32 protein-coding genes and 4 pseudogenes are annotated in these 23,111 nt (G+C 65.4%); 9 read left to right on the forward strand and 27 right to left on the reverse strand.

The window, feature by feature from the left end; all coding sequences use genetic code 11:
* Positions 1–155: 155 nt before the first annotated feature.
* The 8 genes from IPM80_14135 (at position 156) to IPM80_14170 (ending at position 6,268) form a co-directional block, all read left to right on the forward strand.
* Complete coding sequence (locus IPM80_14135) at positions 156–455, forward strand: energy transducer TonB (GenBank protein ID MBK8959530.1); 300 nt, start codon at positions 156–158, stop codon at positions 453–455.
* Entirely contained in the window at positions 427–1,449 is a 1,023-nt protein-coding gene (locus tag IPM80_14140; protein ID MBK8959531.1) for an energy transducer TonB, read from the forward strand. The genes IPM80_14135 and IPM80_14140 overlap by 29 nt, the downstream gene beginning before the upstream one ends.
* Before the next feature lie 50 nt (positions 1,450–1,499).
* Positions 1,500–2,060 (forward strand): YqgE/AlgH family protein, encoded by a 561-nt coding sequence (locus IPM80_14145; GenBank protein MBK8959532.1) that lies wholly within the window; start codon positions 1,500–1,502, stop codon positions 2,058–2,060.
* The gene (gene ruvX / locus IPM80_14150; protein ID MBK8959533.1) at positions 2,057–2,452 is read left to right on the forward strand and encodes a Holliday junction resolvase RuvX; all 396 of its coding nucleotides are present in this window, start codon (positions 2,057–2,059) and stop codon (positions 2,450–2,452) included. Before IPM80_14145 ends, ruvX begins: the two co-directional genes overlap by 4 nt.
* A 96-nt stretch (positions 2,453–2,548) precedes the next feature.
* On the forward strand, positions 2,549–3,064 hold the full coding sequence (pyrR, locus tag IPM80_14155) for a bifunctional pyr operon transcriptional regulator/uracil phosphoribosyltransferase PyrR (GenBank protein MBK8959534.1): 516 nt from the start codon (positions 2,549–2,551) through the stop codon (positions 3,062–3,064).
* Between the two features lie 52 nt (positions 3,065–3,116).
* Complete coding sequence (locus IPM80_14160; protein MBK8959535.1) at positions 3,117–4,085, forward strand: aspartate carbamoyltransferase catalytic subunit; 969 nt, start codon at positions 3,117–3,119, stop codon at positions 4,083–4,085.
* A 10-nt stretch (positions 4,086–4,095) separates the two neighbouring features.
* On the forward strand, positions 4,096–5,376 hold the full coding sequence (locus tag IPM80_14165) for a dihydroorotase (protein ID MBK8959536.1): 1,281 nt from the start codon (positions 4,096–4,098) through the stop codon (positions 5,374–5,376).
* A 1-nt stretch (position 5,377) separates the two neighbouring features.
* A complete protein-coding gene (locus IPM80_14170) occupies positions 5,378–6,268 on the forward strand; it encodes a dihydroorotate dehydrogenase electron transfer subunit (protein ID MBK8959537.1) in 891 nt (296 codons plus the stop codon).
* 124 nt (positions 6,269–6,392) lie between these two features.
* Here the strand turns inward: IPM80_14170 and IPM80_14175 are convergent, their stop codons facing one another.
* The 22 genes and pseudogenes from IPM80_14175 to IPM80_14280 form a co-directional block, all read right to left on the reverse strand.
* Entirely contained in the window at positions 6,393–6,782 is a 390-nt protein-coding gene (locus tag IPM80_14175; protein ID MBK8959538.1) for a hypothetical protein, read from the reverse strand.
* Positions 6,775–7,104, reverse strand: coding sequence for an MGMT family protein (locus IPM80_14180; protein MBK8959539.1), 330 nt, complete (start codon positions 7,102–7,104; stop codon positions 6,775–6,777). The genes IPM80_14175 and IPM80_14180 overlap by 8 nt, the downstream gene beginning before the upstream one ends.
* Positions 7,105–7,139: 35 nt before the next feature.
* A complete protein-coding gene (locus IPM80_14185; GenBank protein MBK8959540.1) occupies positions 7,140–7,487 on the reverse strand; it encodes a hypothetical protein in 348 nt (115 codons plus the stop codon).
* 38 nt (positions 7,488–7,525) lie between these two features.
* Positions 7,526–7,780 carry a hypothetical protein gene (locus tag IPM80_14190; GenBank protein ID MBK8959541.1) on the reverse strand — a complete coding sequence of 85 codons (255 nt, stop codon included), beginning with the start codon at positions 7,778–7,780 and terminating at the stop codon, positions 7,526–7,528.
* A gap of 25 nt (positions 7,781–7,805) precedes the next feature.
* On the reverse strand, positions 7,806–8,192 hold the full coding sequence (locus IPM80_14195; GenBank protein MBK8959542.1) for a hypothetical protein: 387 nt from the start codon (positions 8,190–8,192) through the stop codon (positions 7,806–7,808).
* Positions 8,193–8,286: 94 nt separating this feature from the next.
* Entirely contained in the window at positions 8,287–8,580 is a 294-nt protein-coding gene (locus IPM80_14200) for a cupin domain-containing protein (GenBank protein MBK8959543.1), read from the reverse strand.
* Positions 8,581–8,602: 22 nt separating this feature from the next.
* On the reverse strand, positions 8,603–9,082 hold the full coding sequence (locus tag IPM80_14205) for a nuclear transport factor 2 family protein (GenBank protein ID MBK8959544.1): 480 nt from the start codon (positions 9,080–9,082) through the stop codon (positions 8,603–8,605).
* A 98-nt stretch (positions 9,083–9,180) separates the two neighbouring features.
* Positions 9,181–9,825: a glutathione transferase gene (yfcF, locus tag IPM80_14210; protein MBK8959545.1), complete on the reverse strand. Its 645-nt coding sequence runs from the start codon at positions 9,823–9,825 to the stop codon at positions 9,181–9,183.
* A gap of 58 nt (positions 9,826–9,883) precedes the next feature.
* On the reverse strand, positions 9,884–10,291 hold the full coding sequence (locus IPM80_14215) for a hypothetical protein (protein MBK8959546.1): 408 nt from the start codon (positions 10,289–10,291) through the stop codon (positions 9,884–9,886).
* Between the two features lie 58 nt (positions 10,292–10,349).
* A complete protein-coding gene (locus tag IPM80_14220; protein MBK8959547.1) occupies positions 10,350–11,000 on the reverse strand; it encodes a DUF2238 domain-containing protein in 651 nt (216 codons plus the stop codon).
* Positions 11,001–11,031: 31 nt separating this feature from the next.
* The gene (locus IPM80_14225) at positions 11,032–11,637 is read right to left on the reverse strand and encodes a GNAT family N-acetyltransferase (protein MBK8959548.1); all 606 of its coding nucleotides are present in this window, start codon (positions 11,635–11,637) and stop codon (positions 11,032–11,034) included.
* Positions 11,638–11,679: 42 nt separating this feature from the next.
* Positions 11,680–12,138, reverse strand: a complete 459-nt coding sequence (locus tag IPM80_14230) for a DUF3465 domain-containing protein (protein ID MBK8959549.1) — start codon at positions 12,136–12,138, stop codon at positions 11,680–11,682.
* A 50-nt stretch (positions 12,139–12,188) separates the two neighbouring features.
* Positions 12,189–12,620, reverse strand: a complete 432-nt coding sequence (locus IPM80_14235) for an SRPBCC family protein (protein MBK8959550.1) — start codon at positions 12,618–12,620, stop codon at positions 12,189–12,191.
* Positions 12,621–12,651: 31 nt separating this feature from the next.
* A complete protein-coding gene (locus tag IPM80_14240) occupies positions 12,652–13,071 on the reverse strand; it encodes a hypothetical protein (protein ID MBK8959551.1) in 420 nt (139 codons plus the stop codon).
* Between the two features lie 110 nt (positions 13,072–13,181).
* Positions 13,182–13,631 (reverse strand): hypothetical protein, encoded by a 450-nt coding sequence (locus IPM80_14245; protein MBK8959552.1) that lies wholly within the window; start codon positions 13,629–13,631, stop codon positions 13,182–13,184.
* Between the two features lie 51 nt (positions 13,632–13,682).
* Entirely contained in the window at positions 13,683–14,213 is a 531-nt protein-coding gene (locus tag IPM80_14250) for a hypothetical protein (GenBank protein MBK8959553.1), read from the reverse strand.
* A gap of 9 nt (positions 14,214–14,222) precedes the next feature.
* Positions 14,223–14,735 carry a hypothetical protein gene (locus IPM80_14255; protein ID MBK8959554.1) on the reverse strand — a complete coding sequence of 171 codons (513 nt, stop codon included), beginning with the start codon at positions 14,733–14,735 and terminating at the stop codon, positions 14,223–14,225.
* 101 nt (positions 14,736–14,836) lie between these two features.
* Positions 14,837–15,265 carry a hypothetical protein gene (locus IPM80_14260; protein ID MBK8959555.1) on the reverse strand — a complete coding sequence of 143 codons (429 nt, stop codon included), beginning with the start codon at positions 15,263–15,265 and terminating at the stop codon, positions 14,837–14,839.
* A gap of 97 nt (positions 15,266–15,362) precedes the next feature.
* Entirely contained in the window at positions 15,363–16,184 is an 822-nt protein-coding gene (gene murI / locus IPM80_14265; GenBank protein ID MBK8959556.1) for a glutamate racemase, read from the reverse strand.
* Positions 16,185–16,283: 99 nt separating this feature from the next.
* Positions 16,284–16,727 (reverse strand): GNAT family N-acetyltransferase, encoded by a 444-nt coding sequence (locus IPM80_14270; GenBank protein MBK8959557.1) that lies wholly within the window; start codon positions 16,725–16,727, stop codon positions 16,284–16,286.
* Positions 16,728–16,745: 18 nt separating this feature from the next.
* Entirely contained in the window at positions 16,746–17,015 is a 270-nt protein-coding gene (locus IPM80_14275) for a hypothetical protein (protein ID MBK8959558.1), read from the reverse strand.
* 93 nt (positions 17,016–17,108) lie between these two features.
* A pseudogene (locus IPM80_14280) lies at positions 17,109–17,261 on the reverse strand (transposase).
* A 595-nt stretch (positions 17,262–17,856) separates the two neighbouring features.
* Between IPM80_14280 and IPM80_14285 the strand changes: the two are divergent.
* Positions 17,857–18,348, forward strand: a pseudogene (locus IPM80_14285) (IS3 family transposase).
* Between the two features lie 102 nt (positions 18,349–18,450).
* On the opposite strand, the pseudogene IPM80_14290 reads toward IPM80_14285, so the two are convergent.
* The 5 genes and pseudogenes from IPM80_14290 to IPM80_14310 all read right to left on the reverse strand — a co-directional run bounded on the left by IPM80_14290 (position 18,451) and on the right by IPM80_14310 (position 22,843).
* Positions 18,451–19,590 (reverse strand): annotated as a pseudogene (locus IPM80_14290) (IS256 family transposase).
* A 195-nt stretch (positions 19,591–19,785) separates the two neighbouring features.
* A complete protein-coding gene (locus tag IPM80_14295; GenBank protein MBK8959559.1) occupies positions 19,786–20,157 on the reverse strand; it encodes a transposase in 372 nt (123 codons plus the stop codon).
* Complete coding sequence (locus IPM80_14300; protein ID MBK8959560.1) at positions 20,099–20,278, reverse strand: transposase; 180 nt, start codon at positions 20,276–20,278, stop codon at positions 20,099–20,101. Before IPM80_14300 ends, IPM80_14295 begins: the two co-directional genes overlap by 59 nt.
* Positions 20,279–21,530: pseudogene (locus IPM80_14305) on the reverse strand (IS256 family transposase). It abuts the gene before it with no gap.
* A 407-nt stretch (positions 21,531–21,937) separates the two neighbouring features.
* Positions 21,938–22,843 carry a metal-dependent hydrolase gene (locus tag IPM80_14310; GenBank protein ID MBK8959561.1) on the reverse strand — a complete coding sequence of 302 codons (906 nt, stop codon included), beginning with the start codon at positions 22,841–22,843 and terminating at the stop codon, positions 21,938–21,940.
* Positions 22,844–23,111 lie beyond the last annotated feature (268 nt).

The following is a 23,111-nucleotide window of genomic DNA, read 5'->3' on the forward strand; positions in this document are numbered from 1 at the left end:
CGCCCCTGCCCCTGCCCACCGCCGCGCAGCTCATCGAACGCTCGCTGGCCATCGCCGCCACCGGCGCCGGCCTCATCGAAGAAAAGACCGTCAGCGGCCAGTCGCTCAGCGAGCGCACGCTCTATATCAGGAACAACACGCGCGATCTGACCGAGATGGCCTATGCCGAGGGCGTGCGCAACCGCGCCAAGCGCTTCGGCGAGCTGTTCGAACGCGACGTGCCGAGCGGCCGCGTCGGCCTCGACGTGGCGGTGGCCAGCGACGGCAGCCTGGCCAACGTCACCATCACTCGCTCATCGGGCATCGAGGCCACCGACGCCAAGGCCGTGCGCATCATCGAGAAGGCCGCGCCTTTCGGCGCGCTGCCGCCGGAGATCGCCAAGAAGTACGACGTCGCGCACATCGAGTTCACCATGAGCATCGTCGATGACCAGGGCTTCAGCGGTGGTCAGTAACGTACGCGCGCTACGCCAGGCCACGCGTCCTGGCGACTTCAACAGCGACGACCGCCTGGCGCTGACCATCGTCGTCGCCATCGTGCTGCACGCCATGGTGCTGCTGGGTGTGAGTTTCGCGCCCGAGCCCAAGGCGCCGTCGCGCTTCGAGTCGATGGAAGTGATCCTGGTGGCGGAGAAATCGGCGCGCGCCCCCAAGGAGGCCAAGCTGCTGTCGCAGGCCAATCTCGAGGGTGGCGGCGACACCGACGACGAGCTCAGGCCCAGCGCGCCGGTCAAGTCGCCCCTGCCGGCGCCGACCGCGGCGGTCGCGAGCCCACCGCCACCGCCGGCGCGCGCACGGCCGGCGCCGCCGGTGGCACAGCCGGCGCCCGCGCCGGCGCGCCAGGGCCGCACCCAGGTCAAGGATCACGTGGCGCGCGTGGCCCGCCAGGGCGAATTGCCGGTGCCGCACGAGAGCGCCACGCGACCCACCCAGGTGCGGCCCGAAGCGCCGCCCGAACCGCAACCCGAGCCACAACCGGTGGTCGACAACGAACCCCTGCCCGACGGCGCACAGCAACTCGTGCACTCCTTCGCCATCGCCAACCTGTCGGCCGAGATCCAGGAAAAACTCGAGAGCCGCGCCAAGCGCCCGCGCCGCAAGTACGTGTCGGCCACCACCCAGGAATATCGTTACGCGGCCTACATGGAGGCGTGGCGCGCCAAGGTCGAACGCATCGGCAACATCAACTATCCCGAGGAGGCGCGTCGTCGGCGCCTGTCGGGCACGGTGATGCTGGACGTGGCGGTCAACCGTGACGGCAGCGTCGGCGAGATCAGCATCCGCAAGTCGTCCGGCATCACGCTGCTCGATGATGCCGCCGTGCGCAGCGTGCATCTGGCCGCGCCCTATGATCCGCTGCCGCCCGAGATCCGTAAGGAAGTGGACGAACTGCACGTCACGCGCACCTGGAAATTCTTCGATGCCAGCGGCGTGTCGGTGTCGCGCTGAGCCGCATGGCGCGGCTTGTCAGCGCACGCCGCCAGGGAGAAACTGACTCGATGCAGCACTTCAATCTCACCGACCATTTCCTGATCGCGATGCCGCAACTGGCGGATCCGAACTTCGTGCGCTCGGTGACCTACATCTGCGCGCACAACGAGGACGGCGCCATGGGCATCGTCATCAACCGTCCGCTGGACATGGCGCTGGGCGAGGTGCTGATGCAGATGGAACTCGCGGCCAGCACGCCGGCCATCGCCGAGTCGCTGGTGTATCTCGGCGGGCCGGTGCATACCGACCGGGGCTTCGTGCTGCACCGGCCGGCGCAGAACTGGAACTCGACCATCGCCATCACCGCCGAAGTCGCGGTCTCGACCTCGCGCGACATTCTCGAAGCCATCGCCCGCGGCCAGGGCCCCATTGATGCGCTGGTGGCGCTCGGCTATGCCGGCTGGGGCGCCGGCCAGCTCGAGAACGAGATGGCGCAGAACGCCTGGCTGTCGGGCCCGGCCGATCTCGACATCGTGTTCAAGACGCCGGCCGAATTACGCTGGCAACGCGCTGCCGCGCGGCTCGGCATCGATCTGGCGTCGATTTCCCACGACGTCGGCCACGCTTGAGCACGGTCACCGCGCTGGGCTTCGACTACGGCGAGCGGCGCATCGGCGTGGCGGTGGGTCAGAGCCTGACGCGCACCGCCGAGGCGCTCGTCACCCTGCCGGTGCGCCATGGCCAGGTCGATTGGCCGGCCATCTCGCGACTCATCGACACCTGGCGACCGCAGCAATTGGTGGTGGGCCTGCCCGGCACAGAGGACGGCCAGCCGCACGCCAATGCCGACGCCATCGCGCGCTTCGCACGACGTCTGCACGGCCGCTTCAAGTTGCCGGTCGCGTTTGTCGATGAACGCCTGTCGTCGTATGCTGCCAGCGAGGATCCGGATACCCGACGCGTCGGCCTCGACGCGGTGGCGGCACGGCTGATACTCGAAACTTGGCTGGCCGGGTGCTGACGAGCATCCTCGACACCGGCGTGCGCCCACTGGCGCCGCGCACCAGCGCATTCCACTTTTAGTCCCTGGACGCGGCGCCGGCCGCACGCTAACGCCATGCACGAACTCGAACAACTCGATGTCGATTCCTTGATAGCCGACATCGCGGCCCGCCTGAAGAAACGGATCGCCGAACAGAACCTCACCAACCCCGCGCTGGTCGGCATTCGCACCGGCGGCGTTTGGCTGGCGCAACGCCTGCAGAAGAAACTGAAACTGGCCGGTCCCATCGGCGAATTGAACATTGCCTTCTATCGCGATGACTTCAGCCGCATCGGCATGCACCCGACCGTCGAACCGTCGGCGCTGCCTTTCGATGTCAACGATCGGCACCTGTTGCTGGTCGACGACATTCTCTACACCGGTCGCACCATTCGCGCGGCCATGAACGAGATCTTCGATTACGGCCGGCCGCGCTCCATCAGCCTGGTGGTGCTCATCGACAGGGGCGGCCGCGAACTGCCGATCGATGCCAACGTCTACGGCGCGCGCGTCACCCTGCCGCCTGGACAGCATGTTAAACTCATCGGACCCGATCCCCTGCGACTCGAAATTGGCGCGACCAAGTCATGACCAGCGAAGGCGGCCGCTTGTCCGGCGCACACATGTTCGATGAGGCCCGCTGATGGCGCAGGACAGCATTCAACTCGACAGCCAGGGGCGGCTGAAGCATTTCCTGAGTACCGAGCACCTGCCGAGGAGCCTGCTCACCGCCATCCTCGACCACGCCGAACGCTTCACCGTGGTGGGCGACCGCGCGGTCAAGAAAGTGCCTTTGCTGCGCGGCAAGACCGTCGTCAACCTGTTCTTCGAGCCGAGCACGCGCACCCGCACCACCTTTGAACTCGCGGCCAAGCGCCTGTCGGCCGACGTCATGAATCTCAACATCGAGGCCAGCGCCGCCAAGAAGGGCGAATCGCTGGCCGATACCCTGCGCACCCTCGAAGCGATGCAGACCGACATGTTCGTGGTGCGTCACCATGAATCGGGCGCGCCGGAATTCATCGCGCGCCAGGTCGGGCCCGAGGTCAGCGTCATCAACGCCGGCGACGGCCGCCACGCGCACCCGACCCAGGCGATGCTCGACATGTTCACCATCCGCCGCTACAAGCGCGACTTCGCGCAGCTGAAGGTGGCGATCGTCGGCGATGTCGCCCATTCGCGCGTGGCGCGCTCCGAGATCCATGCCTTGAAGACGCTCGGCGTGCCGGAGATCCGCGTGGTCGGACCCAAGACCCTGTTGCCGCGCGGCATCGAGGCGCTGGGCGTCGACGTGCATCATTCGCTCGACACCGGCCTCGAAGGGGTGGACGTGGTGATGATGCTGCGCCTGCAACAGGAACGCATGCAGAGTGCCCTGTTGCCGAGTGGTCACGAATACTTCCATACCTTCGGCCTGACGCCGGCGCGTTTGAAACGCGCCAAGCCCGACGCCATCGTCATGCATCCCGGCCCCATCAATCGCGGCGTCGAAATCGACTCGGCGGTGGCCGACGGCAAGCAGTCGGTGATCCTGCAGCAGGTTACCCACGGCATCGCGGTGCGCATGGCGGTGATGTCGATGGCGATGGGCACGGCCGCGCAGGCCTCATGAAGTCCGCAGCATGAAGATTACGATCAGTGGCGGCCGCGTCATCGACCCGGTCAACCAGCGCGATGAAGTCGTCGATGTCTTCGTCGACGGCGACACCATCATCGGCCTCGGCCGCACGCCGGCCGGCTTCAAGCCGGCGCGCGTCATCGACGCCAAGGGCGCCATCGTGTGCCCGGGCTTCACCGAGGTCGGCGCGCGCCTGCGCGAGCCCGGCGCCGAGCACAAGGCCACCATCGCCAGCGAACTGGAAGCCGCCGCCGCCGGCGGCTTCACCACCGTGTGCTGCATGCCCGACACCAATCCCGTCATCGACACGCCGGCGGTGGTGGAACTCGTCAACCAACGCGCGCGCGGCGTGCGCGGCGCGCGGGTGCGCTGCATCGGCGCCTTGACCCAGGATCTCGGCGGCTCGGTGCTGGCCGAGATGGCGGCGTTGAAAGACATCGGCTGCGTGGGCGTGGCCAATGCCGGTCGCGCACTGCGTGACAGCAACGTCTTGAAAAACGCCCTCGCCTACGCCGCCACGCTCGACATGACGGTGTTCCTCGATGCCGAGGACCCCTGGCTGTCGGCGCAGGGCTGCATGCACGAAGGCGCGGTCAGCACGCGCCTCGGCCTGCCCGGCATTCCGGCCGCCGCCGAGCTCATCGGCTTGGGACGCGACCTGGTGCTGCTCGAAGACTCGGGCGCGCGCGCGCACTTCCGCACCCTGACCTGCGGCCGCTCCATCAAGTACGTCAACAACGCGCGCAAGACCGGCCTCGAGGTCAGCGCCAGCGTCGGCATCTCGCACCTCGTCCTCACCGACGAGGACATCACGCGCTTCGACGGCCTGTTCCATGTGCGGCCACCGCTGCGCACGCGCCGCGATCGCGCGCGCCTCATTCGCGGCCTGGCCGAGGGCCAGGTCGAGGTGCTGACCGCCCATCACGAACCCCAGGACGCCGACGCCAAGGCCGGGCCTTTCGGCGCGACCGCGCCCGGCATCTCGACCCTGGACAGCTTCCTGCCGTCGATGCTGAGCCTGGTCGAGTCCGGCCAGATGGACCTCATGCGCGCCATCGACGCGGCGGCCGTGCAGCCGGCGCGCGTGATCGGCAATGCGCCGGCCAGCCTCGGCGTCGATGCGGTGGCCGACATCTGCATTTTCTCGCCGACCGATAGCTGGACCTTGAGCGCCGACACCATGCTCTCCCGCGGCAAGAACACGCCCCTGCTCGGGCGCGCCATGCGCGGACGCGTGCTGGCGACGCTGGTCGGCGGTCGCATCGTGCACGAACGGAAAGCCTGAGATGGCCGACGCGGCCGGCAGTTCACGCCCACATCGCGGCACGATTGGTCTCGCCGACGCCACCATCGTCGCCGTCGAACACTTCGCCGGCGCGCAGCATTACCTGCGCCTGCAATGTCCGGGCATCGCCGCACGCGCCCTGCCGGGCAGCTTCGTGCATCTGAAATGCGACAACGAACTGCCGATGCGGCGGCCGATGTCGGTGATGCGCGCCTCGGCGCGCGACGGCTGGCTGGATGTGCTGTACAAGGCCCACGGCCATGGCAGCGGCCTGTTGGCAACGCGCGTGGTCGGCGAAACCCTGAGCGTGATGGGTCCCATCGGCCAGCCTTTCAAGCTTCGCGATTACCGTCCGCGCCCGCTGCTGATCGGCGGCGGCGTCGGCATGCCGCCCATGCTGTACCTGGCCGAGCACCTGCGTGCCACCGCGCCCGGCGTGCAGCCACTGGTATTGCTCGGATCCGAAGTGCCGTTCCCGTTCAGCGCGCGGCCCTCGACCATCATGGTGCCCGGCGTGCCGGCCGACGTGATCGCGGCCATGCCGCTGCTCGAGGATTGGCACATCGCCTCGCGTCTCGCCAGCCTCGCCGGCTTCCCCGGTTGCTACGAGGGCTATGTCACCGAGCTCGCGCGTGCGTGGATTACGAGCAGTGGCGTGGCGCGCGACGACATCGAGATCTTCGCCTGCGGCCCGACGCCCATGCTGCGCGCGGTCAAGGCGCTGGCCGCCGAGTTCGCACTGCCCTGTCAGATCTCGCTCGAGGAATACATGGCCTGCGCGGTCGGCGGCTGCGCCGGCTGCACGGTCAAGGTCGAGACCGCCAACGGCCCGGCCATGAAGCGCGTGTGCGTGGACGGGCCGGTGTTCGAAGCGTCGACTGTCGCTATCTGAGCGTAGTGCCGTCGATCGCCTCTTGCAGGCGCGAATTCATTCGCACGCTTCGGTTGTCAGGCTGAAGCCTGACCCACAAAGAGAGCGCTGGCCAAGCAGTCTGAGTGTGCGAATGAATTCGCACCTACAGGCTCTTGAGCCCCTTCGCGACCAGCGCCTGTTCAATCTGTTCACGCTCGAAGCCGACGAAGGTCTGATCGCGCAGCGTCAGGATTGGGATCACCTTGACCGCTTGCGCGGCGAAGCGCCGCTTGCCTTCGGCATCGGTCTCGATGTCGTATTCGCAGTACTTGATGCGCTCACCGACCAGGTAGCGGCGCGCCTGGCGACAATAGCCGCACCAGGTGGCGCTCAGCATCACCACGGTGTCGGCGTCAGGGGTAAGATCCTGCCCGCAGCGTATCGCCTCAGGCGAGCGGTTGTTCACCATCTGGATCATCGCCCATAACCCGATCACCACCACCAACGCATAGGTCGGCAGGTGGTTGCGCGATACGGCGGGCGGCTCAGCCACCGTAATCCCACTCGAAACGCGCGAGGTCGATACGTCCGAGCGCGTCGAAGGCCACGCCTTCCAATGCCAGGCGATCGTATTGCTCGTTGGGCGCCTCGCCGTCGCCGCGTGGGCTGATAGCGCCTTTCACGTTCACCACCCGATGCCAGGGCACCTCGCTGTCGATAGCGAGCGCGGCCAGCGCATAGCCGACCTGGCGCGCGCCGCTCGGCCCTTCGATATGCGCGAGCGCCGCGACCTGCTTGTAGGTGGCGACGCGTCCGCTGGGAATGGCACTGACCACCGCCCACACGCGCGCGTTACGGCCCGGCGTTTCCGCCACCGGTTGCGCGGACGGGCGCGCGCGCAGCGAGCGCTTCAACACTTGACCTCGTCGTCGACCCGCGGCGGGTCCGACAATTCCACGCGCACGCCATGGTGTGCCGCGCCGCGGGGTTTGAGACACATGAGCACCGTGCGCTGCGCGAGCCAGGTCAGGCCTATCTGCTTGCCGGAAAACGGTGCGCCGTCGTTGGCGAGTTCGGTGCTCACCGCCGGCGCGCCGGCCGCCATGCCGCGCGGCACGAGGTAGAGATGGACCTGGTGCGCGCCATCGCGACCGGCGCCCGCCACCAGCGTCACGCGCAACAGGTAATCGCCGTCGGGCGAGGTGAATTCACTCAGGGTCTGTTCGGGCGCCGCGCCGCAGGCGGTCAGCAGGAGCACCAGTGCAGCGCATGGGCCCGACCGCCGCAATTGCGCCATCATCGCTGGCCGAGGGCCTCGTCACGCGCGGTTTTGTAATCCTGGTAGCGGCTGCGATCGGGGTGCTGCGGGTTGGCGCATTGGCTGGCGCGGGCCTCGGCGTCGCGCTGGTGGGCGCCGCCCTGCTGGCAGGCGAGGTTGTCGCCGACGTCGTAGAACCACTGCTGCCACGGCGCCGTCGTGCAGGCGCTGAGCGAGACACACACCGCCGCCAGCAGCGGTGCGGCGAGTTTGCAGCGCCGGTGCAAGCTCATGCCCGTGCCACACCTGCCGCCGCGCTCAGCGCGCGCGCTCGTGGCGCGCGTCGAGAAAGTCGACCCAGGCCTCCCAACGCTTGGTATCGGACGGGAACTTGGGATGATCGAAACGCGCGATGACGACATGCTCGGGACCGGCGCGGTAGGCGATGGCGGCGACGAAGATCAAGCCATCCTTGTAGGCCTGCCGCTGTTCGTCGGGCACGCTCTTGTGCGGCGTATCGGACCATAAGCCGCCGGCACGCAGCGGCGCTATCCAGCTGTCGGCGGCGTTCGCGGTGCTGCCACGCAGGGTGCCGAGGTACAGGCTGCCGTTCAGTTTGTCGCCCGGATCGAAAGCCAGGTCGTAGTTGTCGACGATGACGGCGTTGCTGAACTCGGCCGGCACGCCAGGCGATTGCGCGCTCATGAAGAATGCTCCCGTGGATCATGCCGCGGCTCCGGTGCCGCGGCGTTGAAAGACCACGCTAACCCAGGCGCGACACCCGATCAATCCTGCCGCTTCAGGGTTTCAATTCGACTTCGACGAATGACAAGAAATGATCGCTGGCGTTGATGACATTGTGTTCGACACCGACATTGCGCGAATAAGACACACCGACCTTGAGTTCGGCGCGCTTCTCGCCTTCCGGCGTTTCCAGCAGCAAGGTGCCATCGGTGAGCGGCACCACCACGTAGTCGTGACCGTGGACGTGCCAACCGGTTTCGGCGCCTGCCGCGAAACGCCATTCGGTGACGATCACGCGTTCGTTTTCGAACTGCTTGACGCCTTCGGCCTGGGGGCGGGATTGACTCATGAAAATTCCTCGTTCGATTGATTCAGGCGAGCGCGGCGGCATCGCTCCAGGCCAGCGCGGGGAAGCGTTCCACGCCGTCGGCGAGAAATTCCCCGTCGCTGTCCATGCACACGCAATGGCGGCGTGTGATGCGCCAGCCGGCGTCGGTCAGCGCAAAGGTATCGTGATAAGAGCCGCGCACTTCCCAGCGCGTCAGCGTACCTTCCGGCAGACGCTGCAGATGGGTGGCGATGACGCGCGCGCTGGCATGCGCGCTCCGGCCCGTGACTTCGATCATGGGGCTCGCGATCACGTGGTTGGTCCAGTAGCACAGATCGAGGAACTGGCTGAAAGCGGCGACCGCGCCGGCGCCGGTGCAATCGAACACGTGACCCGACACCTCGTAATGCAGCGCGGCGGTGGGCGTGAATACCTGGTCGAGGTACTCGAAGCGCTTCTCGTCGAGGGCGCGGGCATAGATGGCGTAGTTATGCGAGATGGCAATGTAGGCGTCGTGATCCATGGGCTCCCCTTGCGTGCGAACCGTGCGTCGCGTCGCCGCCAGTGTAGGCGTGACGCGCGGGGCGGCATAGCCTCGCGGTCAGCGCATGCGTCGCGCCGTCACAGCCCCGACGGTCGCGGCAGCGACAGCCAGGCCTGCACCGACGGCCGTTGCCATTGCGCGCGCGCATAGGCGGCGACCGTCGCCGGCACCGCGTCGCCGCTGTTCAACAAGCGCTGCACCATCAGCGCGAGATCGGTGTCGGCAATCGACCACTCGTCGAACAGCTGGCTGGCGCCCGCCGGCAACAGCGACTCGACCAGTGCGCACAAGCGCTGCGCGTCATCGCGCGCCGCGGCGGGCAACGGCGTCGCCAACGGCGCGCCGAATACCGCGGTGGTCGGACGCGCCTCGCGCAGCGCGCCGAGATCGCTGCGCAGCCAGGCCTGGATCTGCCGCGCACGGGCACGCGCCTTCACGGCCTGCGGGTACAGGGCGCGATAACCGGGCGCCGGCAGCAGGTCTTCGAGATATTCACCGATCGCCGACGATTCACTCACATGGAAATCGACATGGCTCAACATCGGCACGCGGCAGGTCAAGGATGCTCGTGCATAGTCCGGCGCGCGATGGGCGGCGGCGCCGAGGTCCACCAGTTGCAGCGTGAACGGCACGCCCTTCTCGGTCAGCGCCACGTAGGCCGACATCGCGTAAGGGCTGACATAACGAGCATCGACATGCAGCAGGAAGGGCGTGGTGGACATGGCGGACTGGCGCTCCGGTGACGGGATATGGATACGGCGGCCGCGCGGCCGGCCGCGCTCAGGGCAATACGGTCGTGCAGCGCGAAGTGCAGCGCGCGATCTGGTTCTTGAGGCGCGTGTACAGCGTGTCGCAGGCGCCGCGCTTCGATTCGCACAGCACGCGCGTCACCAGGGTCGGGTTGCCGTTCTTGAACACGATGTCGCGGCGCACGAGGGTCGGGTAGGCCGGATGCCCCTTGGGCGCGAAGGTCCAGGTGGTGAAGTCATCGCCGGCTTCGTCGGTGATGATGGTCCAGCCGCCGTGGTCGGCGGTCGCGACGGCCGGCTTGGCGCTGAGCGCCTTGCGCGCGGCGCCGACCGACGCGTAGCCGATGCCGCTGACGGTGGTCTGGGCGGCGAGCAGGGCCGGCGCGAGGCTGGCGGCAAGCGCGAGCATCAGCAAGGAATGACGGACGTGATGGCGCATGACGAACTTCGGCAGGAAAAGCAGGGCAGCGGCCGGCCGTCGGCAAGGATAGCCGCTTTCACGCGCGTGGCGGAACGTCGGCCAGCGCCGCGCTCGCCAACGCCGCCAGTTGGCGGTCGTGCCATCGCGCCAGCAGCAGCAAGGCAGCGCAGGCGCCAATCAGTGCGCAGAACATGTCCCACTGGGTGTCCCACGGGTCGCCCTGGGTGCCGAGGAATTGATCGGCGCCCTGGCCGAGGATCATGGCCGCGGCCCATTCGATCAGTTCGTAGCTGGCGCTCACCGCCAGCACGATGGCGACGCAGATGAAGGCCAGCATGCGGCTGCCGCGCACGTAGTCGCCGCCCTTCAGGATCTCGCGCGCCACCATCACCGGCACGAAGCCCTGGAACAGGTGGCCGATGCGATCGTAGGGATTGCGCTCGAGGTGCAGCAGGTGCTGAAGCTCGAAGCCGAGCGGCACCCGCGCATAGGTGTAGGCGCCGCCCAGCATCAACACGCAGGCGTGCAGGAAAATGAGCACGTAGAGCAGCGTGGTCAGCGGCATGCGGCGACAGGTCCAGGCCAGCAGCGGCAGCGCCAGCATCACCGGCATCACTTCCATCAGCCAGGTGGCGCGGTCGTAGGGCGCGCTGCCGGACCAGACGAGCAATGCCACCAGCGCCAATGCCGCCGCCGCCAGGCGACGCTCCCGTGTTTCGCGTGTCATGACGAGCTGACTCCCAAGCGCCTTGCCAGGTTCACGCGCCGCGCGCGTCATGACGCGCCAGCCGATGCTGAAGATGATGTTTCACGTCCGGCCATTCACTGGCGAGGATGCTGTACATGACAGTGTCGCGCACCGTGCCGTCGCGACGCAGGGCATGATGCCGGATCACGCCGTCGCGCTTGGCGCCCAAGGCCTCGATGGCGCGCTGCGAACGGAAATTGAAGTTGTCGGTGCGCAGACCCACCACCTTGCATTCCAGCGTTTCGAAAGCATGGCCGAGCAGCAACAGCTTGCATACGGTGTTCAACGGGCTGCGCTGGCGGCGCTCGGCGTACCAGGTGTAACCAATCTCGACGCGCGAGACGCCGGGGATGATGTCGTGATAGCGCGTGCTGCCCAGCACGTCGCCGCTGCGCGCGTCGCACACCACCCATGGCAGCATGTGGCCGGCGCGCTGGCCGTCGAGCGCCGTGGCGATGTAGCCATCAACCTCGGCGGGTTCCGGCACCGAGGTGTACCACAGTTCCCACAGGCGGCCATCGGCGGCGGCGGCGGCGATGCCCGCCGCGTGGGCGGTACCCATCGGCATCAGCCGCACGTCGCGCATTTCTAGCGTGGTGGGGATCGGAGTCTTCATGCTGTGTTTCCTCGCGCGAACGGCACGACGCCCGGCGCTCGTTCATTCATAACGCCTGCCGCGCAGCTCGAGCCAGCCGCCGGGATGTTGGCCGCGCGGGTCTCGATGCGTCCAATGCAGCACGCCGCCGCGTTCGTTCCATTCGTATTCGCCGGCAAAGCGCACGCGATCGCCGACTTCGAGCGCGTCGAGGCGCGGCGCGAGGTCGATGTTGTGCGCCACCAGCAAGGTGGCGCCCGACGCCAGGCGCAGGATGAAACGTTGATGACGGCTGCCGCGCTCGTCGTCGTCCAACAATTTGATCACCTCGCCTTCGCCCTCGATGGCCACATCGCTGCGTCGTGCCGCGAACGCCGCCGCCACCGCCTGGTCGGCATTGCCGACCGCGACCGCCGGCGCGGAAGAAGCCGGCCCGGGCAGGCGGTCGTGGCCGAAAACATAGGCCAGCACCAGGGCCAGCGCGATGCTGAGCAGGCGGCTGCCCAAGCGGGAATGTGTCATCGCAAGTCTGCCTCGGCCGTGCGCCGCGGCGGCACGGCATGGTGCTCCGTTCAAATGGCGGCGCTGCTTTCCGCGTGCCGCTTCAAGCCACGCGCTTCCTGTTCGAGGTAGCGGCGCGTGGTGCGTCCCGCCAGCCACGCGACGGGACGCGCCAGGATGCCATCGAAGCACAGGCGCAGAGCGACCATGCAGCCGCCATCGCGCGGCGTCAGCGTGTGCTCGGCGCGCAGCTTGAGACCCGGACTCGCCGTGGTCCAGGAAAAACCCTGGCCCTGACGCCAGTCATCGATCTCCCACACCGCCGGCTTGAGGCGCGGCTGGGTGATGCGCACGCGCATGCCGATGGCGGGCGGCCCCGGCTCAAGGCATTCCACTGTGCTCATGGTCGGCGTCCAGTTGGGCCAGCGTTCAATGGCGGCCAGCACCGCCCACACCCGCGCCGGCGACGCATCGATCATCACCTTCTCACGAAATTCGACCATGATGAGGGCCTCCTTCGTGCTTCGAAACGGGCTAGGGCGTGGCGCTGCTCGCGGCCTCGGGCGCCGCTTCGTCACGGCGCCCGGCGGACGGCGGCCGATGCAGGATGATCTCCTCGCCCGGACTGTCGGCGTCGGTGAGCACCAGGCGCTCTTCGCCGATCTCGACGACCTTGTAGTCGTACTCGACGTCTTCGCAGCAGGTGATGGAGAGGCGGGAGCCGATCAATCGCCATCGCCCGTCCACCGCCGATGGGCGATCGTGCAGCCACGAATTGTAGGTGTGCACGCCGTCGTTATCGGCCAGTTCGATGGCTTCGTCGGGACAGTCACCGCTTTCGCACTGCCAATAGCCCAGCAATCCATCGGCCTGCGGGTCGTCGGCCCAGGCCGGAGACAAGGTCACGAGACCGCCGAGCACCACGCACAGATGGAGTTTCGCTGTTCGCACCATGGCCACCCTCCGCATCGCTGCCACCATGGTACCGCACGGCGTCCATGGGCGACGCCGGGTCGTGACCGGGAAACGCCATCATCAACGGTTGACGCCTGGCCTCGTCAGGCTCATTCGTGGCGCACGGGAAAGCGCGCCAGCAGCGCCGCGCACGCCTCGATCAGCGCCTCGAGCTCCGCCTGCTCGAAGGCGAAGCCGAAATCGTGCATCTCCGACTTGTGGTCGGGCGTGATGCGCACCTTGCCGATGAACTTGTCGCCGGGCACGGCCCACAGTTCCATCTTGAGATTCGGTTCCATGCAGAACAGGCCGGCTTCCTGAACCTGGCGCGCCGCAAGCTTGGTGCAGCCGTTGTGCAGGGTGACGATTTCGCTGAGGTGCACCAGCGGTCCGGCCACTGTCACGCGAGCGCGGGCACTGCGATACTCGGCGCGCACCGTCATCCAGTTGCCGTCCCAGTAATCGCTGCGCTCGCCCGGGTGGCGACCATCCACCCACAGGCGCAGGCCCGCGAGCTCAAGGTCCGGCTTGCTGTCGCGCTCTCGACTTCGTTCATTCATGGTCACGGGGGGCGGCTGTCGGTCAGGGTTCGATGGTCTCACGATCGCAGCCTAGATCGCCGCGTCGTGCAGGCCGATTTCAAGAAAACGCAGGCGCAGTTCGCTGCGCTGATCGTCCGACGGCGCGGCGCGCAATGCCAGGCGGGCCGCCGCGTCGGCAGCATCGGCGTCGGCCACGGCGAGCCACGCCTCGGCCGCCACCGCGTGCAATAACCACACGCCGCCCGCGTGCGGGACGAGATGGGGCGCGATGTCGTCCAGGGCCGTGCGCGCCTCGCCATGTCGCACCAGGAATCCGGCCAGGAAATATCGCGCGACGTTGACGCCGGTCGCGTCACCGTCACCGGCGAGGGCCCGTTCGCTGGCCAACGCCGCGCGCAGCTGCTGCTCGGCCGCGTGGTGTTTGCCTGCCGCTTCCAGCACCGCCGCCAGCTCGCTGTGATAGTCGGCGCGCGCGGGGTCATCGACGGGCGCCGCCGCGAGGGCGGCCTGGTACTCGGCTTCGGCCTCGTCGAAACGGTCCTGCTGCCACAGCGCCAAGCCTTCGGCGGCGTGTCGCGCGGCGGCGCGGCTATCGGGCATGGGCTCGACTCACGGCGCCGTGCTGCCCCATTTCGCGAGGTCTTCGACGTCCTGCATGATGGGCAGCTTGGTGGCCTTGGCGAACTCGTCGATGTTCATGCTGCCGACGTCGACCAAGGTCATGGCGTACTTGCACACTTCGTCCTTCGGCCCCTTGCTGAACAACTGCGTGGTGGCGGCTTCGCCGGTGCGCTGCGCCGAGGCGTAATAGGCGCGCTCCACCGTGTCGCGCGCCTCGGGGTTCTCGATCTCGCGCAGGCGCGCCGCGAGATATTTGCGTGCCGCATCGAAATAGCGGGCGTTGTCGCGTTGCCATTTGTGCTGGAACTCGGCCGGCGTTTCCTTGCGGCCGATCTCCGCCAGGCAATCGCGGCCGATGCGTCCGACAATGAAGTGCTGGGTTTCGATGAAGGTCGACGATGCGTCCCGCGCCTTCGATTCCACCGAATCGGCGCTGGCGTGCTGCGCAGGGGCGAGCCACAGCGCGAGGGCGGAATAGAGGATGAGGAAATGACGCTTCATGCGGCGCTCTCCGTGCTGGTTGGTGGCTATCAATGAACAGTGCGCGGAAATGTAACCGGGATGTGGACCCGCGCGGCAATGGTACAGGCCAGGCGCGCTAATCATTTTGCGTATTTCCGCAAGGCGTCGGGCGGCAGGCTCCAGGCGTGACCAGCGAGGGTCGGCGTAGCCGTGGTGAGGTTGGCGAGACGTGTCGAGCATTCCTTGTTGCGCTCCTCTTCCGACAGGTTGCGTAGCGCTTCGGTGGCCGCGAAGCTGGCATTGATGGTAGGCGCGGTGCCCTCGCGCGTGACGTCGGCGAGCCCCGGGATCGGCATCCGCAGCACTGCCCAGTGCTTGATGGCTCGCGCGTAGACCGGCTTCACGGCCGGGTAGGCTGCCGAGCACGCGGCCACGTAGCCGATGTTCTCGAGCACCAGGGTGCGCACACAAGCATCGATGTCGGCGCCACAGGCGGGCGCCTCTGCGTGGGCGGGCATCATTGCGCATAGGGTCATCAGCGCCAGGGCCAGGCTCGTGCAGTCAGTCATGCAATGAATCTCGCGGTAAAGGGTGACGGTTGGCAAGTCGAGGAAGTCTGGCGTAGACCGGGCCCGGCGACGACGGTTCGCGGCGGTTCACAGCCCGTCAGTGACAAGCCGGCTCGCCGGCCAGCACTTCGACTTCGACCGGAGCGCCCCACAGCTGCGAAAACACCGTGCGGGCATGTTCGGGCGAGCCGGTGGTGAGGAATATCTCGCGCGGCGGTGACGACGTCATCGCCGGCAGCGGCGCCTGGTCGACATGGCGCAGCGTGTGGCGCGCAACGGCGTCGGACGACTCGATGATGGTCACCGTCTCGCCCGCCAGTTCGCGAATGAGGGGCGCGAGGAACACGTAGTGAGTGCAGCCGAGCACCAGGGTGTCGGCGCCCTTGGCCAATAGCGGCGCAATGAGAGCGCTGAGCGCGCTGCGCGTGGCGGCGCTGCCGAGTTCGCCGCGTTCGACCAGTTCCACGAGTCCCGGGCAGGGCTGCAACAGCACTTCCACACCGCGCCCGAAGTCGCGGCACAAACGCGCGACGTTGGCGCTTTCCAAGGTGCGGGTGGTCGCCAGTACGCCGATCACGCCGGAACGGGTATGGGCCACGGCAGGTTTGATGGCCGGCTCCATCGCCACCAGCGGCACCGGCAGCTGCGAGCGCAGCTTTTCGACCGCGACCGCGGTGGCGGTATTGCAGGCCACCACGATGACCCCGGCGCCGGCGTCGAGCAAGGCTTCGGCGATGCGCGCCGCGCGCGCCGCGATGAAGGCCGGCGGCCGTTGCCCGTAGGGTGCGTACAGCGAATCGGCGATGTAGATGAAATCCATCGTCGCTCGCTGGCGGCGAATGGCTTTCAACACCGACAGGCCGCCGACCCCGGAATCGAACACCCCCACCAGGTGGCCCGCGCTGGAATTGTGCTGCATGGATCTGACTGCGTTATCGGCCGGTGTGCCTCGCCGTCGGCATGCGGCGCTGAGCGTCGGCGAGGCACCGGCCAAGGATAGTGGCAAGGTCGGTCCGCATCAAAGCAGGATGCGCATCGGCACCATGCTCGAACGTGCAAAGCCGTGCTTCGCGTAGAAGCGCTGGGCGTCGTGATTGTCGTGGTCGGTGAGCAAGGTGATGCGCTTGCAGCCCGCGCCGCGCGCGGCCACCAGCGCCTCGCCCAGCAGGCGTGAACCGAGTCCCGTGCCTCGAACGCCTGGCGCCACCACCATGTCTTCAAGCAAGGCCACACGCTCGCCGAGCGCCGTGGACACTGTAAACAGGAGATTGACCATGGCCAATACGCGCTCGTCGGCAGCGGCCAACAGCACCAGCCCCGTGTCGGGACTCGCAATGATGCGCGTGAGGCCGCGCCGTTGAGCGGGAACATCGGGCCTGAACTCGTGCTCCTGGCCGAACAACACGCTCAGGAGATCCGACAACGCATCAACATCGGCCAGTGTCGCGACGCGGATGGTCACTGCGACCGGCAGTGGCATCTAGCCGTGCCCGCCCGCATCCGCCCGCGAGGCATCCCGCGTGCCCGGCAGTTTGCGCAGGACGCCAAGCGCCACGGTGAACGCGCACACCGTCAGCGGCAAGCCGACGGCAAACGTGTAATGCAAGGCGTTCCATCCCCACCAACTTGCCGGCCGCGTGCCGGGGTTACTGAGCATGTAAGCCAGGATTCCGAACAGGCTAGCACCGGCCGTCAGGCTCATGAGGCCGGCAAGCACTGTCCAAAGCGTGGTAATGACCGCGGTTCGCATTCGCCTAGCTGACGGTAATCCGGCGAGGAATTCAATGCTGACGTACAACGCGCGCGTCTGAGGATCGTGAAGGAAAAGGGTTCTTCACCCAACTCAAGTGAAGGCTGCTCGGATCTTGAGGAAGAAGTAGGTGTCACCGTGGAAGCCGTAGGCCATGCGCTTGATGGCTTTGATTTTGTTATTAATGCCCTCGATGAGGTTGGTGCCTAGGGGGTATCGGCAATGGGCCAGGATGCCGGGCAGATAAGTTCGTGAAGTTGATCCGCTTTCGTGGACATCCGATCCTTTTGAGTCTGGAGGCCACGATGCCGAAATCAAGAATGCCCTACCCGCCGGAGTTCGGCGCAAGATTGTCGAACTGGTTTGAGTCTGGGCGAACGCCCGAGAAGGCTCCGGGAATACGAGCCGTCTGCGGAGTCGATCCGGAACTGGGTCAAGCAGGCCGAGCGTGACGCTGGCGAGCGCCAGGACGGTCTGACAACGGACGAGCGGGACGAGCTCAATCGCCTGCGGCGTGAGGTCAGGCAGCTCAAGGAGGAGCGCGAAATCCAAAAAAGCCGCAGCGTGGTTCGCTCGGAGACCGGGGCGGTGCCCGGGAAGTCTTCGAGTTCGTGAAGGCGAACCACGCGACCTACGGCGTGAGAGCGATGTGTCGGGTGCTGGGCGTGACGGCGAGCGGCTACTACGCGTGGCGTCACCGGCCGCTCTCGGCGCGGCAGCGAGACGATGCCTTCTGACCGACCAACTACGGCGTTTCCATCGACTGTCCCAGAGCGATACGGACGGCCGAAGCTCTGCATGGATCTGGCCGAGGCAGGATTCCGGGTGAGCGGCAAACGGGTTGACGCTTGATGCGGGCGGCCGGTCTGTCGGCGTTTCCCGGCGCCGGTGGCCGAAGACGACGGTGCGTGACCGCGAGGCTCGGCCGGCCCCTGACCTGGTCGAGCGGCGGTTCTGGGCGTCGCGCCCGGACGAACTGTGGGTGGCGGACATCACCTACGTGCCGACCTGGGCGGGCTTCCTGTACCTGGCGGTGGTACTGGACGTCTGCAGCCGGCGCATCGTCGGTTGGGCCATGGCCAACCACCTGCGTGCCGAACTCGTGCTCGACGCGCTCGAGATGGCGCTCCAGCAGCGACGGCCGCAGAACGTCATCCATCACAGCGACCAGGGCACGCAGTACACCTCGATAGCCTTCGGCAAGCGCTGCCGCGAGGCCGGCGTGCGGCCCTCGATGGGATCGGTCGGCGACTGCTACGACAACGCGATGTGCGAAAGCTTCTTCGCAACCCTGGAATGCGAGCTCCTGGCCAGTGCCCGCTTCCCAGCACGCCGCGGCCCGGCTCGCGCTCTTCGAGTTCATCGAGGGCTGGTACAACGATCGTGTCCCTGGACGTGGTGTAAGAGCGCGAGCCTGGGCAGGTGCTCACCTGCGTTAGTTGATCACGGCGGAGAGCCGTGCAGCGGGATTGTCGATCAGGGACTGCAAGCCCTCAAGCTGCATGTAGCGCCGCTGCAGGGCCCACCTCCGTCGTCTGCTCGAGCAGTATCGCGCCGACGAGCCTGGTCACCGCCGCGTCGTTCGGGAAGATGCCGACCACGTCGGTGCGTCGTTTGACCTCGGCGTTGAGTCGCTCAAGCGGGTTGGTCGAGTGGATCTGAGTTCGATGGGCCTTGGGGAAGGCGAGGTAGCCCAGCACCTCGGTCTGCCTCGTCCATCAACGCGCCGAGCTTGGGGAACTTGACGCGTAACTGGTCAGCGACGATGCGCCATTGCGCGACCGCCGCCTCGCGTGTCTCCTGGGCGAAGGCGGTGTTGATGGCGGCCAGCACCATCTGCCGTTGGCCCTTGCCGGCGTGAGCGAGCGCGTTGCGCAGGAAGTGCACCTTGCAGCGCTGCCAGGTCGCGCTCAACGCCTTCGACGCCGCCGTCTTCAAGCCTTGATGGGCGTCGGAGATCGACGAGCTTCACGCCGCGTAATCCGCGCCGTGTCAGGCTGCGCAGGAAGTGCGTCCAGAACGGCTCGGCCCGTTTGGCCCAACCGCCATGCCGCGCACCTCGCGCATGCCGTCGGTATCGACCGCCACGGCGATTATTACCGCCTTACAGATCCGGCCGGCCTCCGCGCTTTGAGTAGGTGGCGTCGACCCACAGGTACGGCCAGCGCCTCCAGCGGCCGGTCCAGGAACGCCCCGACCCGCTGGTCCATTTCGGCGCACAGTCGCGACGCCTGGATCTTGAGATCCCGGCTGATACCCATCGCCTTGACCAACTGGTCCACTGAACGGCCCGACGCCTTTGTACGCAGGGTGCTGATGACCGCCGCCAGGGCCTTCTGCCGCGGCGCGGCTCGAGGAACGGCGGAAGTAGCCCCACCGCGCAGCGGATCTTGAGCGGGATGCCGCCGGCGCGCGTCTCCCCACAGGCGCGCGGTAGCTGCGGCTGTCTGTTGCGTCGCGCGTCGCCGCAGGCCGCGCGCAGATTGCGACGTCCACGCCATCAGGCCTCGACGACGTGGTGACCGGGCTCGCGAAGGGGAAAACTTTGTCGGCCCCTCTCGACCAGCTCGGTCAGGCAATGCTTGTCAGGTCGTCGGGTTTCCAGGTCACGGCTGGCTGATAACTCAAGCCAACCCAGACCCACGATGGCCTTGATCCGGCGCCAGCCTCGCGGTGCGGGCTGGGCTAACCGGACCAGCCACCTTCGCCACACCCGGCGCTACCGGCATAACCCGCGTCGACGGCACTCGGCCATCGACTATCTCTCCCATCAACTACGAAAAGGAGGCTGCATCTTCAAGATACCAACCGTGCGACACTGAGCGCGGCTTGAGACCCAAGCCGTTGACCGTCCAAGAACACGGATCAACTTCATTCGGAGCTTCGTGGCAAAGTGGCGCAGCGGCGCGATACCGCTGCGCAGTGCCTTGCGGTACCAGATCTTCCAGGCGCGCACGGCCAATGCCGGTCGGCGTTGGGTCCTCAAGTTCTTGAGCGCATCGCGCCGTATGTAGACGACAAACAAGCTGTGATTGGCAGCCTGTAACTCGTCAAGTGCAATGTCCTCGCCAGGGCGCAACGAGTCACGGTTCCGGAGCAGCAGCCAGCGCGCCCTTGACGATGGGCCGCCCTCGGCGGTCATGACGTAGCTCATTGGCCCGGTTGACCCTTACTCGGTCGATGACCTCGCGAACGTGTTTCGCGACAACGTGGAACAGGTCGAAGACGATGATGGCGTTCGGGCAATGACGCTGGACCTCCACCTAATAGCCGGCATTCATGTACATCACGGCCGCCTCGAGCCGTGCGCTGCGCTGCCACTCCATGACCGATCGCGTCCAGTCGGCAGTGATGTTACGCAAGGCCAGCCAGACCAGTTTGCTCGCCGCATCGTCACTGGGAAAGTGGCCGGCGGGTCTTGATGATCTTACGGAGCTGGCTGTGCAGGCTCTCGGTCGCATTCGTCGTGTGAATCACGCGGCGGATCTCCGGCGCAAACGCAAAAGACGGGATCTCTCTGACCTAGGCCCGACGCCAGATCGCTACCACCGTTGGATGCTTCTGCCCCCAAGCGCCGGTTTCGAACTCGTCGATCGCGGCCGCCATGGCTTCGGCGGTCGGCGCCGTATAGATAGGCCGCTAGGCAGTCGCAAACTGCTTGCGGTCTTTCCACGACGCGTGGTCGAGGCTGCTTCGGATCAGGTGCGCAATGCAGGCCTGCAGTGCAGTCGCCGGAAACACGGCAGCCAGCGCCTTCGGACGGCCCTTCAGACCGTCCGTGACGGCAACCAGGATATCGCCGACACCTCGGGTCTTCAGGCCGTTGAACACATTTAGCCAGAAGTTGGCGCCTTCGATCTGTTCTAACCATAGGCCGATCACATCGCGCGGACCGTCCAGCAGCACGTCCAGCGTCAGGTAGATGACTTTGTTGCGAACTACCGCATCCTCGCGGTGCTTCACTCGCACCACGTCGAAGAAGACGACCAGATACATCGGCTCTAGCAGCCGGCTCTGCCTAGCCGTGACCTCGGTCATTACCGCTTCGGTCACCGAGCTGATGAACTCCGGACCCACCTCCGTGCCGTACTGCTCGGCCAGGACGCCCTGGATCTCGCGCACCGTCATACCGCGTGCGTACATCGCCACGATCTTGTCGTCGAAGCCTGTGAACCGACGTTCGCGCGTGGGGCTCAGCAACGGCTCGAAGCTGCCCTCTCGGTCTTCGGGCACTTCGATACGGGTCGGCCCGTCCTCGGTCAGAACGTTCTTGCCGGTCACGCCTTTTCGGTGGTTGCTGCTTTCCTCCAGCCTGGCTTCGCTTGACGGGCAGCCCAGATGGTGAGTGAGCTCGGCGCCGAGTGCCCGCTCGATCAAGGCTTTCTTGAACGCCAGCGACACGGCTTGCACCGCCCCAGCGCTCACCGGGACTTTCACAAACTGGTCGATCAGCTCTTTCGGGCTCTCAGACAGCGCCGCTGTCGCCGCCACCGTGGTTGCTTTCCTGCCTGGCATAACGCCTCCTCTCGGACATATTACGCCCCGCACACAAAATCCCTGACAACCCTGCCGAAGTAGACGTCCCACAGGTTGTCATCAATTTATTCGAATCCGATGTACTCGCCGAAGATGGCCGTGTTAACGTCAATCTACTGACGCCTCCATAGGATGCCACTGTTAGCGCCGAAATATCGCGCTCTGACGCAAACTTTCTATGCCAAAAAACTGGCCGCGTTCCGCTACCCTACGACTGGACTCTAAACCGCCAAGCTACTGAAGCCGCGGGGAAGACGCAGTACAAGATACCAAAGCAACAAAGCCCATTTTGTGTAGCTCTAGTCGGATTCTTTAATGCTTCAGGAGTACATCACTCCATGCTACTTAGACAACGGTGGCCGTGAATTTGAATACACAGCGAAACCTCAGAACAGAATCAGCGACTGTCGCTGATTGAATATTCTTCGTCGACCACGCCTCACATCAGCGCAATTCAGCCCCGAATACCCGGTGCGTCTTTCCGTGTTTGCCAATCGCGATGCAAGATGCCAATCATTTACCTCCCAAGGATCAAACGAAATTGAGAAGTAACTCGACAATTGGCGTATTGTGGTTATCAATGCCTTTTGTCGAATCCAAAAATTAAAAAGGTGCCTGCCTGTATCAAGAGTGAAAAGCTTTCGATCTTTTGCCAGAAACCAAATCATGCCCATGAAGCACAGGAAATAGAACGTTGGAAAGGCAATGGTCGCACCTGTAAGGCGACCAAGATACCCAGGATAAAGATTGCATAGCACCTTGTGGGCAACAGCCTTATGCTCGATTTCCTCTGCGAAATGCCAATAGAACATTTTGCGGAGGCTCTCCGGACTTCCCATTAATAGATTCCGCTCAAGCACAGAATGCGCCAAGCAGGCATTTATGTGCTCGATTGCTGCAACTACAGATATGCGCAGGCACTTAGGCTGAGCCCTTTCGAGAACCGAGTACAAAACCCAGTTTACGGGTTTTAAGAATTGATCGATAACGACTCCGGATTCTTGAATTTTTCTCCAATGGACACGATGTGCGACACCGTGCATTGACTCCTGCTGGAGAAAATTGAGCAACTCCTTTTTTTCGTGTTCCGTCTTGGAAAAATCCGTGCACGGTTTAAGTGTTCGGATGAAAAATGCTTCGTTATCAGGCACCAGTAACGAATAGACATCGAACCATCGTGAAAGAGCGGCGCTCCCTCCCAACCAATCCTTTGTTTCAAAATCATCAAGGCGCCATCTATGTCTTTTAATGCCACGTTTTGTGCGGGGGTTTCTTGGCATGCTGTTGCTCATTGGCTCTGAAAATCTGGCGGCGAACCAACTGCGGATTTAAAGTGGCGAATATTTCAAAACCTTTACCTTTAAATGCTCCTCCTCGTGTAGCCGGGCAATACATCATTTAAGTAACCATACGGATGAACACAGATTAGAGGCTATAATTTGGCCGTCGATGTGTCACTACGAATTAGCCAACATTACCCTGTATGAGGGTATCAGTTGACGAAATCTGCGCGCTTCGTTCATGACTACTTGGCTTTCTTTTAGGTAGGCAGTAGCGGAT

This window comes from Pseudomonadota bacterium (genome assembly GCA_016719885.1).
GTDB lineage: Bacteria > Pseudomonadota > Gammaproteobacteria.

Coding starts and splice junctions, on each gene's coding strand:
- IPM80_14135 (MBK8959530.1), top strand. CDS start 156: ATGGCCTATGCCGAGGGCGTGCGCAACCGCGCCAAGCGCTTCGGCGAG.
- IPM80_14140 (MBK8959531.1), top strand. CDS start 427: ATGACCAGGGCTTCAGCGGTGGTCAGTAACGTACGCGCGCTACGCCAG.
- IPM80_14145 (MBK8959532.1), top strand. CDS start 1,500: ATGCAGCACTTCAATCTCACCGACCATTTCCTGATCGCGATGCCGCAA.
- pyrR (MBK8959534.1), top strand. CDS start 2,549: ATGCACGAACTCGAACAACTCGATGTCGATTCCTTGATAGCCGACATC.
- IPM80_14160 (MBK8959535.1), top strand. CDS start 3,117: ATGGCGCAGGACAGCATTCAACTCGACAGCCAGGGGCGGCTGAAGCAT.
- IPM80_14165 (MBK8959536.1), top strand. CDS start 4,096: ATGAAGATTACGATCAGTGGCGGCCGCGTCATCGACCCGGTCAACCAG.
- IPM80_14170 (MBK8959537.1), top strand. CDS start 5,378: ATGGCCGACGCGGCCGGCAGTTCACGCCCACATCGCGGCACGATTGGT.
- IPM80_14190 (MBK8959541.1), bottom strand. CDS start 7,780: ATGAGCTTGCACCGGCGCTGCAAACTCGCCGCACCGCTGCTGGCGGCG.
- IPM80_14195 (MBK8959542.1), bottom strand. CDS start 8,192: ATGAGCGCGCAATCGCCTGGCGTGCCGGCCGAGTTCAGCAACGCCGTC.
- IPM80_14200 (MBK8959543.1), bottom strand. CDS start 8,580: ATGAGTCAATCCCGCCCCCAGGCCGAAGGCGTCAAGCAGTTCGAAAAC.
- IPM80_14205 (MBK8959544.1), bottom strand. CDS start 9,082: ATGGATCACGACGCCTACATTGCCATCTCGCATAACTACGCCATCTAT.
- yfcF (MBK8959545.1), bottom strand. CDS start 9,825: ATGTCCACCACGCCCTTCCTGCTGCATGTCGATGCTCGTTATGTCAGC.
- IPM80_14215 (MBK8959546.1), bottom strand. CDS start 10,291: ATGCGCCATCACGTCCGTCATTCCTTGCTGATGCTCGCGCTTGCCGCC.
- IPM80_14220 (MBK8959547.1), bottom strand. CDS start 11,000: ATGACACGCGAAACACGGGAGCGTCGCCTGGCGGCGGCGGCATTGGCG.
- IPM80_14225 (MBK8959548.1), bottom strand. CDS start 11,637: ATGAAGACTCCGATCCCCACCACGCTAGAAATGCGCGACGTGCGGCTG.
- IPM80_14230 (MBK8959549.1), bottom strand. CDS start 12,138: ATGACACATTCCCGCTTGGGCAGCCGCCTGCTCAGCATCGCGCTGGCC.
- IPM80_14235 (MBK8959550.1), bottom strand. CDS start 12,620: ATGGTCGAATTTCGTGAGAAGGTGATGATCGATGCGTCGCCGGCGCGG.
- IPM80_14240 (MBK8959551.1), bottom strand. CDS start 13,071: ATGGTGCGAACAGCGAAACTCCATCTGTGCGTGGTGCTCGGCGGTCTC.
- IPM80_14245 (MBK8959552.1), bottom strand. CDS start 13,631: ATGAATGAACGAAGTCGAGAGCGCGACAGCAAGCCGGACCTTGAGCTC.
- IPM80_14250 (MBK8959553.1), bottom strand. CDS start 14,213: ATGCCCGATAGCCGCGCCGCCGCGCGACACGCCGCCGAAGGCTTGGCG.
- IPM80_14255 (MBK8959554.1), bottom strand. CDS start 14,735: ATGAAGCGTCATTTCCTCATCCTCTATTCCGCCCTCGCGCTGTGGCTC.
- IPM80_14260 (MBK8959555.1), bottom strand. CDS start 15,265: ATGACTGACTGCACGAGCCTGGCCCTGGCGCTGATGACCCTATGCGCA.
- murI (MBK8959556.1), bottom strand. CDS start 16,184: ATGCAGCACAATTCCAGCGCGGGCCACCTGGTGGGGGTGTTCGATTCC.
- IPM80_14275 (MBK8959558.1), bottom strand. CDS start 17,015: ATGCGAACCGCGGTCATTACCACGCTTTGGACAGTGCTTGCCGGCCTC.
- IPM80_14295 (MBK8959559.1), bottom strand. CDS start 20,157: ATGACCGCCGAGGGCGGCCCATCGTCAAGGGCGCGCTGGCTGCTGCTC.
- IPM80_14310 (MBK8959561.1), bottom strand. CDS start 22,843: ATGAGCAACAGCATGCCAAGAAACCCCCGCACAAAACGTGGCATTAAA.